Here is a 15,213-nt window from a genome sequence, read left to right as displayed (position 1 = left end):
CGGCGGCCCGGCTCAGCACTGCTGCTCGTACCGGAGGCCGACATACTGCCGGGCGGCGATGTCCTCCCGTGTGCCCACGATCAGGTTCATGGTGCATACGTCGTAGTCGATCGCCTGCCCGGCCATTTGCGCCAAGAGCACGAGATCGCCCTCGTCCGGTGCCATGTCCCACGGGTCGGAGAACCCGCCGATCTGCACGCAGACGCCGGGGCGATGTCCCCCGAAGGCAGCGTCGAGGACGGCTTCCTCGAAACTGTCCAGCGCGTCCTCTTCTCCGTCGCCGTCCAGGAACGCGCGGGTCTGCGGGCCCCCTGGCCAGTCGCTGTCGAGGGTCAGTCCGGGCGCGGGATACAGGGTGCGTGGTTCATAGACCCTGACCTCCATGGCCTCACCGTTGAATTCATACGTCGCGGCACGCTCCGTGGTGCGTGCTCCGGCAGGGATGTGGAGCACCACGGACGACTCTGGCGGGTACTCGATCTCGGTGAAGAACAACAGGTGCCCATCGGCGGGCAGTTCGATGTCCAGTACGTCGTGGGGCAGGGCCGCGCAGTCGACGCTCAGCACGAGCGGCGCTCTCCCTTCAGGCCAGTCCACCCCGTCCGGCAGAGCGGGAAGCCCGCCCGTTCGTGCGGCGGAGCGGACGCTTTCCCGCCGGGACGGAGGCACTTCCTCGTGCGGCACCAGATAGAGGCATGGCCGGAACCGGGCCATGAACTCCTGCGCGACGGGTCCCGGAACGCCGTACTCGGCGGCTTTCTCGTGAACGAGCCGCTCGTCGATCGATGTCATGCCCGCGATCGTGCCAGGGGCCACTGACATGTCGCGGATCGTCGCATACGACGAACTCGGCCACGGTCTTTGCCGTCGGCCGGCACGTACCCGCCGGCGCGGGCATCCCGCCCATCCGCTCGCGCCGCGGACCTCGTCGGCGAAGGCCGACAAAGCTCCACATGGACAAGGGCTACGACTACGACCACCTGTGCCGATGGTTACGGCAGCGCTCCGGGGCGCCCCCCTGCCATGGTGAAACGATGCCTGACCCGGCCACCGACCCTACGGTGAGGACATGACGGTGCTCAACGGTTGGAGGCGGCGAGGGCGAGCCCGGAGCCGCACGCTCGACGTCTTGGGCGTGACTGTGCTGTGCGTGCTGTCGGTGGTGGCTGCCTCGGTCGACCCGCACGAGCACGAGTTCGTGTTGCGCTGGCCCGCCGTGGTGTTGTCTGCCGTCGGCTGTACCGCGTTGCTCTGGCGGCGTCGTCACCCGTTCGGAGTACTGGCGCTCACCATTGGCTGCGGGGTGATCTTTCAGATGCTCGGCTTCCGGGAGAGCCCGCTGGTGACGAGCCCGGTGCTGGCGTCCATCTACAACGTGGCGCTACGGACCGACCGGCGTACCGCCTGGACCGCGGCAGCTGTCTCGGCTGCTGTCCTGGTGGGCGCCGACGCGGTGTGGACCTCGGATTCGTGGCTGGACCCGGACAAGGCCGCGATGGTGGCCTGGACGTCCCTGCCGGCCGCCGTCGGGGATGGGCTGCGCTCGCGGCGCGCCTATGTGGCGGCCGTGGAGGAACGGGCGGAGCACGCCGAGCGCACCCGTGAGCAAGAAGCACAGCAGCGAGTGGCGGCGGAACGCGTCCGGATCGCACGAGAGCTGCACGACATCGTCGCCCACCACATCGCCTTGATCAACGCTCAGGCAGGCGTCGCCGTCCACCTGGTGGACCAGCGCCCGGAACAAATCCTGACGGCTCTGGAGAACATCCGGGACACCAGCCGGTCCGCGCTGGACGAATTACGGGTGACAGTAGGCCTGCTGCGGCAGTCCGACGAGCCGGTGGCGCTCCGTGACCCGATGCCGGGCCTCGCGCAAGTACCAGCACTTCTGGCGTCGTTCGATCGCGCCGGGCTGGCCGTGAGCCACACGTGGCTGGGCACGACCGAACCGTTGGAGCCGGCGGTCGACCTGGCCGCGTACCGCATCGTGCAGGAGTCCTTGACCAACGTGCGCAAGCACGCCGGGGCCGACCATGCCCGACTGTTCGTGCACTATCACTGCGAACGGCTGACGATCACCGTCGAGGACGACGGGTGCGCCGGACCGCACCATCCTCACCCGGGGGCCGGTCACGGGCTGATCGGGATGCGTGAGCGGGCCACCACGATAGGGGGCACGCTGTATGCGGGACCGCGCCCCGAAGGCGGTTTCACCGTGACCGCGGAGCTCCCGCTGCGCCCCAGTCCGGCAGGGAATCGGAGACATGAGCATGACGATTCGCGTACTGCTTGCCGATGACCAGGCCCTGTTGCGGGGCACCTTCCGCATGCTGTTCGACGCCACGGACGACATGGAGACCGTGGCCGAGGCGTCCAACGGCCGTGAGGCGGTCGAGCTGGCCGGCTCACAGCGCCCTGACGTGGTCCTGATGGACATCCGTATGCCGGAGATGGACGGCCTCGAGGCGACACGGATCATCACCGAGTCCGAGGACCTCGCAAGTGTGAAAGTGCTCATCCTGACCACCTTCGAAGACGACGAGCACGTCGCCGACGCACTGCGTGCGGGCGCGAGCGGCTTTTTCGGCAAGGGCGCGCGGCCCGAGGAACTCCTCGATGCCGTCCGAACGGTCGCAGACGGCGAGGCGCTGCTGTCCCCGTCAGCGACGCGGGCATTGATCACTCGGTTTCTGGCCCAGCCGGATCCATGCCCGGCGGCCGTACATGAGCGGCTGGAGAGCTTGACACCGCGGGAGCGCGACGTCACGAGTCTCGCCGCACTGGGCCTGTCCAACGACGAGATCGCCGAGCGCCTGTTCGTCAGCCCGCTGACCGCCAAGACCCACATCAACCGGGCCATGACCAAGCTGGCAGCTCGTGACCGGGCCCAGCTCGTCGTCATCGCCTACCAGTGCGGGCTGGTCAGTCCGGCTACGGAACCAGATCAATCCCAGCAACACGCATAGTCGCCGGCTCGGTGTGTCCGCCTTCTACCCAGGCCGCAGGCCGACGTACCGAGTACTGCAGCCGTGGTAGACGGAAGTCGCTGCGTGGGGACGACGCGCTGAGGGCCGCTCCTGAGCCATGGTGAAACCCTGAACGGAGGTTTCACCATGACCGCAACCCAGTGCCTGACGAAGCCCGACGAGAAGACGGCTCTCGAGGAATGCCGCACGATCCGTGAGCTTCTGGCCGTAGGCGAACGCAAGGCTCTCGCCCCCGATGAGGCAGGCGCGGTGCGGGCTCACCTGGCGACCTGCCACATATGCCGGGACGAGTACGACCGCCTCGCAGCGGTGCCCGCACACCTGTCTCTTCTGCGCGACGCTCTGGCCTGCGGCAAAGGCCGAAGCACGCGGACTCACGCGGGTACCCGGCTCGATCGCGGCCACCCGTCGCCCCGTCACCGCAGGCCACACCGAGCGAACCTGACCATGCAGCTCACGCTGTCCCAATGGGTCAGCAGGACCACGTCGCACATTCGGTGAGCAGATCTCGCGGATGTGACGAGGTGCCTGGGGCGGAACGGCGAGGGGACCCTTCCGTGGCGTCTCACTGGCGACCGGCGAAGAGCACTCGCACGGTTGATCTGGAGACGGACGGCGGAGGGGTCCACCGCCCCGCGATCGCCTCAGGGGAGTACGCAGGGGAAGTCTCAGCGGGGTACTCACTAGGCGTTGGCCGCGTCGGCCGACGGCGCCCCGTCGGTTCGCTGCCGAGTCATGGGTAGATCCTCCATCACTGGTGGGGCAAGGGGAAGGCGGCCCTCCCGGCCGGGCACGCTGAAGCTCATAGCCGGCCCGCAGCCTCGACGGACGAGACGGCGATGAATGCCGTGCCGACGAGCACGTCGAAGTCAGGGAGCCCGCAGTCCGCGAGGACGACGTGAGTTGACTTCCCGGGCCGGTGGCAGTGGCAGGCAGCTTGCCCGGAAGCCCGCGTCTGGATCACTCTGACCTGGATTTTCGTACGGCGTGGCTTGCCGAGCGGGTCAGTTTCGGGCGGCTCAGGACGTCGGTGCTGTCGAGGAACTGGTCCACGGAGCCGACGGGCAACAGATCGCGAAGCGTTGGATCCGTGATGCGAGCCGTGAGGGCCTTGGAGAAACGGTCGGCGCGCAGGACCTGAAAAGGGCGGGCGTGGTACGGGCGAGTGGCGGGGTCGACGCGGTCGGTCAGGCCCAGTTGGTTGTGCAGGCCCGCGACCGTCTCGTAGGCGTACGCCAGATGCTGCTCGCGGTCGCGCCAGTTGCCGGCGGCGAGGGCGGCGGTGAGGTCGGGGGTGAGGCGCGGGCCCATGGGGGTGCGAGCGAACGCGCTGCCGAGCCACTTGTTGTAGGGCGGATAGCGGCGGTCCATCAGGAGGCACAGGCGCATCAGGTCGCGCACGAGGCGGGCGGCGACCACGGCGGATCCGAGCTCGTCGCCGACCTCGCCGCAGCGGCCGACGAAGGCCTCCTCCTGGGATATGCGCTGCCACTGGCAGGACAGGACGTGGAGCCAGAGGTCGTGCGGGTACCAGCGGAGGGCCGTGCGTAAGGGGGCGAGTTCACCGAGGCCGTCGTGGAAGACGGCTCCGCCGGTGACTTCGGCGAGGAGCTGAGTGGGGGTGGCGAGCCAGTCCCGCGGGGTGATGCCGGAGGAGGGGTCGAAGCCGAGTGCGTCGGTGAACCATGCTGACAGGTGGGTGACTTCGACACGGTGGTGGACGGGGCCGTCGGTGGCCCTCATGACGCGGATGTCGCGGTCGCCGGTGGGGGCGAAGTGGGTGGGGTAGCCGTGGAAGGTCTTCGGGAGGTGCTCGGCGAGTACGTGTCTGATGCGTCCCGCGTGCCGGGCGACGTCCTGGCGGCGGAGGAAGAGCTGGAGACGGGGGCCCCATTCGTGGTCCGCGGAGCGGGGGGTGTCGAACCCGAGCACCTCGGAGCCGCTGCCCAGGCGTGCTGCGGAGTGCGGGATTGCGGGGGAGGCTTCCCCCAGCAGGGGGCGTACTGCTTCGGTGTAGAAGCGGCGGGAGAGTTCCAGGCCGGGAAGGAAAGTTGGCATATTCGTGACGCTCATGCCAGCAAGCCGTGCCCACTTTATGGCGGGGCATGCGTGGTCTCTTCACACCGTCTTTCACTCGTGAGGAAGCCGTAGGGTTGAGGAGCGGCGGGTCAACTCTTGCAAGGCGGCGTCTAGTTCATCGACGTCACTTCGGGCCGGGCTCGCCCGGAGGGCGTACCGGACGAGCCGCGTCGGGAACCTCGGGCGACGCGGCACGCGCGAGGTCGTCGCCGGGCACGGCCGCGTCCCGAATCGCCTGCGCCGCACCCTGGGCCTGGAACGGCACCATCGCGTGGGCGCTGTCGCCCAGCGGGGTCACCCGCCCGATTTTCCCAAGCCCTCGGCTCGGCGTCCCAGCCTGACCCGGCACATCTCAGCGAGCGTGCTCGTGGGTCACACCCAGGCGACGAGGTCGTGCCGCTCGTCGTCCGCCGTCTCGTCCCACAGGAGCGTCGTCTGATTCCGCACAGCGACAGCAGGCACGGGAACGGTAAGACGGGTGCCGACTCCTCCAGGGATGACGGGCCCGGGCCGGACGTTCCAGTGGTCACCACGCAAGGTGAGGGAGACCGCGGACAGCGGCGGCACATCGAAATGCCAGAAGGCCGTTGTCGGTGTGGACAGAGCATGGACGAGCGCGGCCCGGATGATCGCCGGCTCGGTGATGGCCAGTGCGTCGCCCGTGCCAGGCGGCACTCTGCTCAGCCAGCCGGCGGTTCGGCGGCAGAGCCGGCGTACCGACTCGCCTCCGTGTGGCGCGGCATCCGGGTCGGTAAGCCAGGCGCCGTACCCGTAGGGGTCGTGTGCGGTGACTTCGCCGACTGTGCGCCCACGCCACGTGCCGTAGTCGAAGTCGCGCAGCGCCGGTTCGAGCGTGGCGTTCAGGCCGAGAGCGTCGGCGACCTGCTCACAGCGGGTCGACGGTGCCCGGATGGCCAGCGAGTACGAGGGGAGTGCGGCTCCGACGACGCGTGCCTCGCGCAGGCCGCGCTCGCTGAGAAGACCGTCACCGAACACCGCGTTCCTGCTGGTGTCCCCGGCTGTCGCGCACATGAATGTCAGGCGGACCGACATCGGCTTACCTCTTTCCTGGCCCGGCGTGACGCCGGATGGTGTGAGATCTTCGGAAACCGTGGGCGCCTCGGAATCGGCGATGGAGTTTGTGTCCTGGAAGGGGCTTGGACCACAGCCGGCTAGTTGATCAGGCGTGCGGGTGCGGTGGCGGCGTGCAGCATGTACTCCAGTGGTCCTCGCCGGAACGCCCGCGTCCAGGCGACGGCCAGCAGCATGCTGGCCGTCGCCAAGCAGGCCAGGGCCGGCAGGGCCGCGGAGGTCGGCAGGTCGTCGATGCCCAGGGTCTTGATGGCGATGATGTGGCCGACGTAAGCGGTCAGGGAGACCGAACCGACCGCGATGGCGGGCGCGGCAAGCCGCCGCAGGCGGGCCGACCGGTCCGTGGCGAAGAGACAGACGGCGATGATCACGAGGCCGACGCCGGTGTTACCCAGGATCGACCATGTCGTCTGGCTGTGCGGTGCGGCCACCAGTAGCCAGTCCGGGGTACTGGTGGTGGGGACGCCCACGGCGTCGGACCACCAGGCCGATGCGGCCGACCCGCCGTCCGTCGTAGCGCTCACGGCTGCCTGCGCGCCGGGGACCATGTTCAGGGCCAGCCAGGAACCGCCGTAGCCGAGCAGGGCCAGTGTGCTGCCGAAGAGAGCGACCTTGGCGCGTATGCCGGGCCTGGCGAGGTCGAGCCGGCCCACTGCCATTCCTGCGATGACGAAGGGCAGCCAGGTCAGTACCGGGTAAGCGCCGGTGATGAACAATTCAATGATCCCGTCCGAATCGGTGATCCGGGCCAGCGGGTCGTGGGCGATGACGGCGTCGGCCCAGCTTCCGCCCTCGACCGCGGCCCGAAGCGGATACAGGACCTGAGGCAGTACGAGCGCGGTCGCCGCGGCGATGACGGCCAGGGTGTCGGCCCGCAGCCGATACAGCGGAAGGGCGAGGAGGAAGACCATTCCGTAAGCGGCGAGGATCACGTCGACCGAGGTGTCCAGGCAGGTCAGGGCGTATCCCAGGGCAACCAGGACGGCGGAGCGGATCAGTACCCTGCCCATGGCCTGCCGCCCGGCTCGCCCCGTCCGTGGCTGTGGCCGACCAGTGAGAAGGACCAGGGTGAACCCGGCAAGCAGGGCGAACAGGGCAGAGGACCGGCCGCGTGCCACCTCCATCACCCAGCCCAGTGGGCCGCCCACCGATGGGTCGGGACCGACGTGGGCCGCGTACATGCCGAACACCGCCAGGCCGCGAGCCAGGTCGAGTCCGATCAGCCGTCCGGTCGAGGCCGTAGTCGACGCCGTAAAGGAGGGGGCGAGACTCGCCCCCACAACGGATGCCGCCCCGGACGGTGCGACCTCTGATACGGCGTGCAACATGTGATCCAGGGTCCCGGACGGCGTGCGTCGCAACCATCCGGCAGGTGTCCGGAACCGCCCCCGCCGACTGGCCGACGCGGCCCCCGCCGACTGGCTGGAGTCGATGCTGTGAACCAGCCGGGAGTGTCATGACATGGTACGAATCGGACAGTGGTCCCATGGTGAGTGGAGCACCCGTGATCCGAGTATTGGTGGTCGACGACGAGGCCCTGATTCGCAAGGGTTTTCAGTACATCCTCGACGCGGCGCATGACATCGAGGTCGCGGCGGCGGTTCCCGGCAGCCAGGCGCTTCAGGCGGCACAGGAGATATGTCCTGACGTCGTGCTTCTGGACATCCGGATGCCGGACGTCGACGGCCTCACCGTCCTGGCCGGCCTCCGTCGGCTGTCCCACCCTCCGGTGGTGGCCATGCTCGCGACCATCGGCATGGACGAACACGTGGCAACGGCACTCCGCTCGGGCGCCGCGGGCTACCTGCTCAAGGACACCGACCCCGAGCAGCTTCCGGTCCTGGTACGGGCCCTGGCAGACGGCGGCACCGTACTGTCGTCCAAGGTCACCCGGACGGCCGTGGACGTCCGTCCGAACGCCGACCCCCAGGAACCCGCTGCCCACAACCTCGCCCGACTCACTGACCGTGAGCGCGCCGTGCTCGTCCTCATCGGCGAGGGACTGTCCAACAGCGACATCGCCACACGGATGCAGCTGAGCACGAGCACGGTCAAGGACGACGTGAGCGCCATCCTCACGGAACTCAACGTGGACGGCCGCATCCAGGCCTCCCGGCTCGCCGAAGGGGCTTGCCTGCTCAAACCATCGCGGGACCAGGAGGGGGGATGACCCCTCGCCGCCCGCCCGCCCCGCTGCTGGACGCCATCCTCGTCGGAGCCTCGCTGCTCGATGTCTGGGTCAAGGTCCACATCGACGAGCCGCTGCGCCTGGGCTGCGCCCTGGTTGCCGCCTTCTCGCTTCTCCTGCGCCGTCGCCGGCCGCTGCTCACCTTCCTGCTCACGCTGCCCGCCGTCCTGGTCTCCGACGCGGTCATCGCCGCGCTGGCCGCGCTCTACACCCTCGCCACATTCACCCGACACCGCGCCCTGCTGGCCGCCGGCGTGACAGCATTCACGATCTGCGACATGACCTCATGGCCGTCACTGCACTGGAACCTCGCGGCCACCTCGACCCTCGTCACGCTGGGCTACACCGCGGCGACGGCGGCCGCTCCTGTCTTCCTCGGCCAACTCGTCCAGACCCGGCGCGATCTGTCGCAGCGGCTCGCCGAGATCTCCGAGGCGCGTGACCACAAGCGGCTGCTGACTGCCGAGGCCGTACTGGCCAGGGAACGTGCGCAGCTCGCCCGGGAAATGCATGACGTGGTCTCCCACCAGGTCAGTCTGATCGCGGTGCGGGCCGGAGCCCTTCAGGTCGGCGCCCGGGACGCCGAAGTCAAGGAAGCAGCCGCCACGATCCGGCGGCTGAGCGTACAGACCCTGGACGAACTGCGGCACATGGTCAGCGTCCTGCGCGCCTCAGGGGGCCGCCCCACGGAGCTGACGCCGCAGCCGTCCCTCGCCGACCTTGAGCGGCTGGTCGACAACAGCGGCATCCAGGTCGAGCTGCACAACGACGTGTCCGACGACCTTCCGCCCACCGTTCAGCGCGCCATCTACCGCACCGTCCAAGAAGCGCTGACCAACGTACGCAAGCACGCCCCCGGGACCAGTGCGACGGTTCGCATCCGCAGCGAGGGCGGCGCCATTCGTGCCACGATCACCAACACCGCACCGACCCGTCCTCCTCTCCCTCTGCCCAGTGCGCACCACGGTCTGGTCGGCCTGGGACAGCGCGCCGCACTCCTTGGAGGCACCGTTACCTCCGGCCCAACGGCCGACGGCGGCTATGAACTGCACCTCGAGCTTCCAGCCGAGGGCGAGTCGTGAGGACTGCTGGCCGCTGCCACGACCGAAGCGGCGGAGCGGACTCCGAGTCCGGAACCCCTCAGCTTCGTCGGACTCGCCGCAGATCTTCTCGGATATCGCCGGCTGGCGAGGGCGGTGTCCGGGGGCGGATGCTGCGGCTACGAAACCATCAGCGTAGGTGGTCGCGGTCGTAGCCCTTGTCGGCGCGTAGTTTGCCCGGTCGCCTGCGGCGTGGTCCAGGATCACGCGGTGGGGCCGTGCCTGGGCACCGTCACGGCTCCGCCGGGCGAAGCGGCAGTGCACGGTCCGCCGGCACGGCCCGAACAGCGGCGGCAACTGCCGTCAGATGCAGCCCGACGTGGCCACGAACACGATCGCCGCGAACGTCTCCCGGTCGCCGGCACGACGCCGGCCGCCTCCTTGCGGGCGCAGGACGGCCGTCTCCGGAATCACCCGACTGAACAGCTCCCACGGTTCATCACGCGTGCAGGGTCGGCGAGCGTGCGGTCAGAACCAGTGCAGGCAGTGCGGGGAGCGCTCGGCGCGGAAGAGGGCGTCAGCGAGGGTGGCCGCGTCCGGGCGGTGGGCGCGGATGTGTCCGGCACGCACGAGCGTGCTCGGGGCGGTGCCGCCGAGGTAGATCGAGCCCAGGTCGCTCACGTCCAGGGACAGGTCGGGCTCCCGGTCCGTCGGGACGCAGTCGGCCTTGCTGCCTCGGACAGTCAGCAGGTAGCGGCCGCGCTCGCCCAGGAACGGGTCATCGACGTCGAGGACGAGCTCGCCGTCCATGAACCAGCCGCGCGCGGTCAGCGCACGCGGGACGTCCAGCAGCCGCACCCAGAGCCAGTCGGTGTCGCCGCTCACCTGGCCGGCGCGGAAGTCCGCAAACTGCCAGCGCAGCGGGTGCGAGGGCGGGAAATGCTTGAACACGACCTGAGTGACCAGGTCGTGTCCGAGCACGAACCGGGCCAGGGTCGTGAAGACGGCGTCGTCTGCGGCGATGGTCTCGTCCACCGTCAAGGTGCTGGGCTCGCCGACCGAGTAGCTGGCGTACCCGTCCGGGACTCCGTCGGCGTCCCGGTGGACGGCGACGTAGCGCGGCGCTGAAGCGACCGGGGGCTGCCCTGCGCCCAGGGCCCACCAGCGGTGCGGCCGGGACAGCGCGCCGGGCTGTGCGCGGCGGTAGCGGTCGTAGACCTCTTCCAGGATCTCGCCGCATTCGGCACGCCGCAGCAGCTCGATCGTGCCGGTGTCCGAGCCGGTCGCCGGGGCGTCGGCCGTTCCTCGCGCCCGGGGGACGGCGAGGGCGGCCTGGTGGCGTGGCACCGTCAGCCGCTGCGTGTAGGTCGCCGGTCCGTAGCCGAACCTGCGGTAGATGAGGGCCTCGGACGCCAGCAGCACGGAGAGGAACTCCCCGCGCGCCCGCAGCTCGGTGAGCTGATGCCGCATCATCGCGCTGAGCACGCCCTGGCGTCGGTGCGAGGGCAGAACGCCCACGGCGGTAACCCCGGCGGCCGGGACGAGGATCTCACCGGGCAGGGTGAGTTCGAAGGCATACGCACCGGCGGTGCCGACGGGCCGCCCGTCCGCCGTCAGGGCGAGCAGGCTGCGATCCATTTCGAGCGCAGACCACCAGACCCCGCCGCCCTCGGTCGGGGTTTCAGGGAAGCGCCCGAACGCGGCATGGAGTGTGTCGACGAAGACGTCGAGGTCCTGGTCGGTCGTGGGACGAATCTCCATTACTGCCGCTGCCTTCCCTGGACTGCTCGGCCCTGCGCTGCCACCACGCAGGGGGTACCGGCACCACGACTCATGGTGTCCGCCACAGTGCAGCGTTGACCCGCGGCCAGGTCAAGCGGATTACGGCCGGTCACTGCAAAGCCCGATACCAGCCCGGCTGCGGCCCCTTTCCGTCAGCTCGCTCGCGTCTGGCCCCAAGGCGCCCCCGCACGACCTCGTTTGCGTATCCCAGTGACCTCTCCGATGCACGCCGACGACTGATCGGGCTCACGCTCACCACCTGACGGGCTGAGCTGTAATAGTCATGAGTTAACGAACTCCATGTGATGATCTTCGGGTGGAGCGAGCTGAGGCTGGGGCCGCGGGGCGGCTGACGGATGACGTGTCGATCGGGCTCCTGGCGACGGTGTTCCCGGAGGACGCCGTGCAGGCCGCGGTGGACGAGGCCGGCGCGCGGGAGGAGCGGACGCGCTCGTTGCCGTCGAAACTGATGATGTATCTCGCGATGGCCTTGTGGCTGGAGCCGGGCAAGGGGTATGTGCGCACGCTTCGGGGCCTGCTGGAGGGGTTGCGGTGGTCGCGGGGCGGCTGGGACGGCTACCGGGTGCCCAGCGACGGGGCGATCTCTTTGGCCCGCTACCGGCTCGGCGAGGCGCCGCTGCGCAATCTGTTCTACGAGGTCGCCGCCCCGGTGGCCGATGAGCAGACCCCGGACGCGTTCTGGCGGGGGCTGCGGCTGATGGCGGTGGACGGGACGGTCTTCGATGTGCCCTCGGGGCGACACAACGAGGCTGCCTTCGGTGTGCCGGCCGGCGGCAGTCGCCCGCAGGTCCGCATGGTGGTGCTGGCCGAGTGCGGCACCCTGGCCCTGGCCGGGGCGGCCTTCGACTCCATCGCGGTCGGCGAACGGACCCTGTTCGAGCGCCTGCTCGACCGGCTGACCCCGGGCATGTTGCTGCTGGCGGACCGGGGCTTTCCCTCCTACGACCTGTACGCAGCCGCCGCTCTCACCGGGGCCGAACTGCTGTGGCGGGTCTCGGCCTCCTCCACCCTGCCCATCAAGAAACAACTGCCCGATGGCACCTACCTGTCCGAGCTGCGTGGCACCAGGCGCTCGGAGTGTGTGACGGTGCGGGTCATCGAGTACGGCGTGGCCGACGACGACGGGATCAGCGAGGTGTTCTGCTTGATCACCACGCTGCTGGACCCCGATGCGGCCCCCGCCCTGGAACTGACCCGCAACTACGCGGAGCGTTGGTCGGTGGAAGTCCTGTTCAAGCTGGTCAAGGTCGACCTGCGGACGGGCGGTGGCGTCCTGCGGTCAGGCAAACCCGAGGGCGTACGCCAGGAGTTGTGGGCCCTTCTCTGTGTCTACCAGGCCCTACGCACCCTGATCACGAAGGCCTCCGTGATTGCGCGCGTCGACCCGGCCCGCATCAACTGGCACCCGACACGGCTTAACTCATGACCATGGAGGCAGGCCCGCTCAGTGGGAACGCCGTGGAACGCTGTTATCATAAAGTTGACTAAAAGGCGATATTCTGCGCAAAACGGATCGCAACCTTGCCGGACGGACGGGGCCTCGGGTGATTCCGTAACTGTCACACAGGCGCGGGGAATCCGGCTCTCCCTGAGCGGGCGTGGTCCTGGGCGGCGGCGGCCACCTGGAGTGATCGGCACATGTCCCGTCAGTGCGCCGTTGCGCACTCGATCCAGGTAAGGGGATGGTTTGCATGTCGTACCCGAAGCAGGTGTATTTCGGCGATGGGGGCGAGATCAGCGCGCACTTCCTGCCGGCCGACACCGTGCCGAATGTCGGCGAATCCGGAGACGGCATGCGCATCCGCTACCTCGCGACGAACGACATGACGCGTGGTGAGTTCGGCCTCTACCGGGTCATGATGAAGGCGAAGTCGGGTGGCCCCAAGACGCACTTCCACCGCACCATTTCGGAGTCCTTCTTCATCCTCAACGGAACCGTTCGCCTGTTCAACGGCGAGAAGTGGGTCGACGGGCGGGAGGGCGACTTCCTGTACGTTCCGCAGGGCGGGCTGCATGCCTTCCGCAACGACTCCGACACCCTGGCCGAGATGCTGCTGCTCTTCACGCCGGGTGCACCGCGTGAGGAGTTTTTCGAGAAGATGTCGGAGCTGGGCGACGCCACGGAGGAGGAGCGAGCCGAGTTCTTCGACAGGCACGACCAGTACTTCGTCGACTGACTGGTCCCGCCGCGGCGGGGGCGTCGGGCCCGGGGGGGGCGGGCCCTGGGCGCGCAGCGCCACAGGACCGGCGCCCGCACGCTCGGACGGGGCTATACCGGCGAGCTTCGACGGCGACCCAACAGTCCCCGGCCTCGCCGCTTGATGGCCGGCTGTCGCGTCGGGTGAGCGCCGGGTTCCACTTCTCCGGTGGGTGTTTCCAGCTGATCGGAGTGGGCTTTTGCTGGTCAGCCGGGGTTGGGGAGGGCGTCCAGTCGCTGGATCGCGGCGGTGATGATGTCGGACGGTGCCGGTGGGCCGGTGGTCGCCGCAGTACGCGGCGTGCAGCCGGGCGACGGTGTGGAAGTGCTCCCGTAGGTCCTTGACGAGAACGGAGGTCTCGACGATCTGGTTGCGGTCGGCGCCGAAGTGCTCCAGCACCCGGTCGAGGATTTCGAGAGTCGTCCTCACCCGCAGCTCGACGTCGTCCGCCCCGGCGATGGCCTCGGTGCTGTCGTGCGACAACTGCCCGGAGACGTAGAGCGTGTCGCCGACCTGCACGGCCTGGCTGAACCCGCAAAGAGCTTCCCACGACATACCGAAGCTGAGTTCCCTGGACCGAACGGTCACGGTTCTCTGACCCATGGCCATTGGGCCGATTTGAGAGGCAACGGCCCGGATATGGACGCCATCCTCAACGTTGCACCGTGGGAGAACGGAGGGCCGTAGGCCGCGACGGCAAGAGTCATTCCCCCATAAGTGGACGACTCACCCGCGAATTCACCCCGAACTGGCGCGACACCTGAACCTCGAGCCCAACGACCTCGCCGGGGCGAAACTCTCTCTCAGGTGGTGTCGGTGGGGGTGTGGGTGGTGAGTTGTGCGGTGAAGACGGTGGTGTTGTTTTGGTGTGCGGTGATGTGGGTGGTGGGGGGTTGGTTGTTGTGGGTGTTGTTGTTTGTGTGGGCGGTGATGTAGGTGGGGGTGTGGTGTTCGGTGTAGTGGTGGAAGGTGGCGTGGAGGGTGGTGGGGTGGGTGGGGTGGGTTGTGGGGGTGGGGTGGGTGTGGGCGGTGGTGGCTTGGTGGGCGGCTTCGAGGAGGACCATGCCGGGGATGTGGTCGGTGGTGTGGTCGAAGAGGATGGGGTGGTGGGGGTTGGGGGTGAGTTGCCAGGTGTGGGGGTGGGGGGTGGGGGTGAGGACGATGTCGTGGGGGAGGGTGCGTCCGTAGTGGGTGGGTGGGGGGTTGTGGGGTTGGTGTTGGGTGCCGGTATCGCTGGTGCCTGTGGTGGTGGCGGGGGTGGTGCCGGTGGCGGGGGTGGTGGGGGTGGTGGTGTGGGGGTGGCGGAGGCGTTGGTAGGTGGTGGGGGTGAGGCAGGTGAAGCGGCCGGTGCCGGTGGCGGTGGGGTGGCCGTTGCGGGTGATGGTGATGTGCATGGTGAAGTCGGTGGGGCGTTTGGTGTGGGGGTGGTGGGGGGTGTAGGTGGCGGTGAGGGTGAGGTCGGTGGGGGTGGGGCCGATGGTGAGGTGTTGGGGGTGGGTGGTGAGGTGGAGGTTGCGCATGAGGAAGTGGTGGCCGAGGGGGATGCCGAGTTCGGCGTGGGCGAGGTAGAGGCCGGTTTGGCGGATGGTTTCTGCGGCTTGGAGGGGGTGGTGGTGGGTGCCTTGGGGGGTGGTGAAGAAGGTGTGGGCGCGGGGCCATTGGGCGGTGAGGGTGTAGTGGGTGGTGCCGGTTTGTTCGCAGCCGGTGAGGAAGACCTCGGCGAGGGTGGAGCGGTGGACGTATTCGCGGGGGACGGTGGTGGTGAGGCGGGGCATGTGGGCGGGGGCTGGTTCTGCTGCTGGGTGGGGGCTTGTTGCTGTTCCTGT

At 68.8% G+C, this 15,213-nt stretch carries 14 protein-coding genes and 2 pseudogenes; 8 read left to right on the top strand and 8 right to left on the bottom strand.

Annotation, left to right across the window (positions count from 1 at the left end; genetic code table 11):
• Positions 1-12: 12 nt before the first annotated feature.
• A complete protein-coding gene (locus ACZ69M_RS25560) occupies positions 13-822 on the bottom strand; it encodes a DUF1963 domain-containing protein (protein ID WP_470053233.1) in 810 nt (269 codons plus the stop codon).
• Between the two features lie 56 nt (positions 823-878).
• Here ACZ69M_RS25560 and ACZ69M_RS25555 point away from each other — a divergent pair.
• The 4 genes and pseudogenes from ACZ69M_RS25555 to ACZ69M_RS25540 all read left to right on the top strand — a co-directional run.
• Positions 879-1,004 (top strand): annotated as a pseudogene (locus tag ACZ69M_RS25555) (IS5/IS1182 family transposase); the annotation flags it as partial.
• Positions 1,005-1,069: 65 nt separating this feature from the next.
• Positions 1,070-2,299: a sensor histidine kinase gene (locus ACZ69M_RS25550; RefSeq protein WP_470053231.1), complete on the top strand. Its 1,230-nt coding sequence runs from the start codon at positions 1,070-1,072 to the stop codon at positions 2,297-2,299.
• The gene (locus ACZ69M_RS25545) at positions 2,271-2,966 is read left to right on the top strand and encodes a response regulator transcription factor (protein WP_470053851.1); all 696 of its coding nucleotides are present in this window, start codon (positions 2,271-2,273) and stop codon (positions 2,964-2,966) included. Before ACZ69M_RS25550 ends, ACZ69M_RS25545 begins: the two co-directional genes overlap by 29 nt.
• A 147-nt stretch (positions 2,967-3,113) precedes the next feature.
• Entirely contained in the window at positions 3,114-3,488 is a 375-nt protein-coding gene (locus ACZ69M_RS25540) for a zf-HC2 domain-containing protein (protein ID WP_470053229.1), read from the top strand.
• A 459-nt stretch (positions 3,489-3,947) separates the two neighbouring features.
• On the opposite strand, the gene ACZ69M_RS25535 is transcribed toward ACZ69M_RS25540, so the two are convergent.
• From ACZ69M_RS25535 to ACZ69M_RS25520, 4 genes are all read right to left on the bottom strand, one after another.
• Positions 3,948-5,045, bottom strand: coding sequence for a DUF4037 domain-containing protein (locus tag ACZ69M_RS25535; RefSeq protein ID WP_470053227.1), 1,098 nt, complete (start codon positions 5,043-5,045; stop codon positions 3,948-3,950).
• Positions 5,046-5,190: 145 nt separating this feature from the next.
• Positions 5,191-5,364 carry a hypothetical protein gene (locus tag ACZ69M_RS25530; RefSeq protein ID WP_470053225.1) on the bottom strand — a complete coding sequence of 58 codons (174 nt, stop codon included), beginning with the start codon at positions 5,362-5,364 and terminating at the stop codon, positions 5,191-5,193.
• Between the two features lie 74 nt (positions 5,365-5,438).
• Complete coding sequence (locus ACZ69M_RS25525) at positions 5,439-6,119, bottom strand: histidine phosphatase family protein (RefSeq protein ID WP_470053223.1); 681 nt, start codon at positions 6,117-6,119, stop codon at positions 5,439-5,441.
• 119 nt (positions 6,120-6,238) lie between these two features.
• Positions 6,239-7,486 (bottom strand): DUF418 domain-containing protein, encoded by a 1,248-nt coding sequence (locus ACZ69M_RS25520; RefSeq protein WP_470053221.1) that lies wholly within the window; start codon positions 7,484-7,486, stop codon positions 6,239-6,241.
• 176 nt (positions 7,487-7,662) lie between these two features.
• Between ACZ69M_RS25520 and ACZ69M_RS25515 the strand changes: the two genes are divergently transcribed.
• Positions 7,663-8,328, top strand: a complete 666-nt coding sequence (locus ACZ69M_RS25515; protein WP_470053219.1) for a response regulator — start codon at positions 7,663-7,665, stop codon at positions 8,326-8,328.
• Complete coding sequence (locus ACZ69M_RS25510; protein WP_470053217.1) at positions 8,325-9,428, top strand: sensor histidine kinase; 1,104 nt, start codon at positions 8,325-8,327, stop codon at positions 9,426-9,428. Before ACZ69M_RS25515 ends, ACZ69M_RS25510 begins: the two co-directional genes overlap by 4 nt.
• 486 nt (positions 9,429-9,914) lie before the next feature.
• Here ACZ69M_RS25510 and ACZ69M_RS25505 read toward each other — a convergent pair whose 3' ends face one another.
• Positions 9,915-11,147, bottom strand: a complete 1,233-nt coding sequence (locus ACZ69M_RS25505; RefSeq protein ID WP_470053215.1) for a GNAT family N-acetyltransferase — start codon at positions 11,145-11,147, stop codon at positions 9,915-9,917.
• Between the two features lie 337 nt (positions 11,148-11,484).
• On the opposite strand from ACZ69M_RS25505, the gene ACZ69M_RS25500 reads away from it, so the two are divergent.
• Positions 11,485-12,615 carry an IS4 family transposase gene (locus ACZ69M_RS25500; RefSeq protein WP_470053213.1) on the top strand — a complete coding sequence of 377 codons (1,131 nt, stop codon included), beginning with the start codon at positions 11,485-11,487 and terminating at the stop codon, positions 12,613-12,615.
• A 265-nt stretch (positions 12,616-12,880) separates the two neighbouring features.
• Positions 12,881-13,366: a cupin domain-containing protein gene (locus tag ACZ69M_RS25495; RefSeq protein ID WP_470053211.1), complete on the top strand. Its 486-nt coding sequence runs from the start codon at positions 12,881-12,883 to the stop codon at positions 13,364-13,366.
• 306 nt (positions 13,367-13,672) lie between these two features.
• Here the strand turns inward: ACZ69M_RS25495 and ACZ69M_RS25490 are convergent.
• Both ACZ69M_RS25490 and ACZ69M_RS25485 read right to left on the bottom strand, forming a co-directional pair.
• Positions 13,673-13,942 (bottom strand): annotated as a pseudogene (locus ACZ69M_RS25490) (RidA family protein); the annotation flags it as partial.
• A gap of 248 nt (positions 13,943-14,190) precedes the next feature.
• Positions 14,191-15,162: a ScbA/BarX family gamma-butyrolactone biosynthesis protein gene (locus ACZ69M_RS25485; protein ID WP_470053209.1), complete on the bottom strand. Its 972-nt coding sequence runs from the start codon at positions 15,160-15,162 to the stop codon at positions 14,191-14,193.
• Between the last annotated feature and the right edge of the window lie 51 nt (positions 15,163-15,213).

The sequence above is a fragment of the Streptomyces sp. NPDC107454 genome (genome assembly GCF_055582885.1).
The sequence above is the reverse complement of the archived record's forward strand: the minus strand, read 5'-3'. Positions and strand labels throughout refer to the sequence as shown.

What these genes read in the sequence shown, in the direction of transcription:
- ACZ69M_RS25560 (WP_470053233.1), bottom strand. Translation starts at nt 822, where the DNA reads ATGTCAGTGGCCCCTGGCACGATCGCGGGCATGACATCGATCGACGAG.
- ACZ69M_RS25550 (WP_470053231.1), top strand. Translation starts at nt 1,070, where the DNA reads ATGACGGTGCTCAACGGTTGGAGGCGGCGAGGGCGAGCCCGGAGCCGC.
- ACZ69M_RS25545 (WP_470053851.1), top strand. Translation starts at nt 2,271, where the DNA reads ATGACGATTCGCGTACTGCTTGCCGATGACCAGGCCCTGTTGCGGGGC.
- ACZ69M_RS25540 (WP_470053229.1), top strand. Translation starts at nt 3,114, where the DNA reads ATGACCGCAACCCAGTGCCTGACGAAGCCCGACGAGAAGACGGCTCTC.
- ACZ69M_RS25535 (WP_470053227.1), bottom strand. Translation starts at nt 5,045, where the DNA reads ATGCCAACTTTCCTTCCCGGCCTGGAACTCTCCCGCCGCTTCTACACC.
- ACZ69M_RS25525 (WP_470053223.1), bottom strand. Translation starts at nt 6,119, where the DNA reads ATGTCGGTCCGCCTGACATTCATGTGCGCGACAGCCGGGGACACCAGC.
- ACZ69M_RS25520 (WP_470053221.1), bottom strand. Translation starts at nt 7,486, where the DNA reads ATGTTGCACGCCGTATCAGAGGTCGCACCGTCCGGGGCGGCATCCGTT.
- ACZ69M_RS25510 (WP_470053217.1), top strand. Translation starts at nt 8,325, where the DNA reads ATGACCCCTCGCCGCCCGCCCGCCCCGCTGCTGGACGCCATCCTCGTC.
- ACZ69M_RS25505 (WP_470053215.1), bottom strand. Translation starts at nt 11,147, where the DNA reads ATGGAGATTCGTCCCACGACCGACCAGGACCTCGACGTCTTCGTCGAC.
- ACZ69M_RS25495 (WP_470053211.1), top strand. Translation starts at nt 12,881, where the DNA reads ATGTCGTACCCGAAGCAGGTGTATTTCGGCGATGGGGGCGAGATCAGC.
- ACZ69M_RS25485 (WP_470053209.1), bottom strand. Translation starts at nt 15,162, where the DNA reads ATGCCCCGCCTCACCACCACCGTCCCCCGCGAATACGTCCACCGCTCC.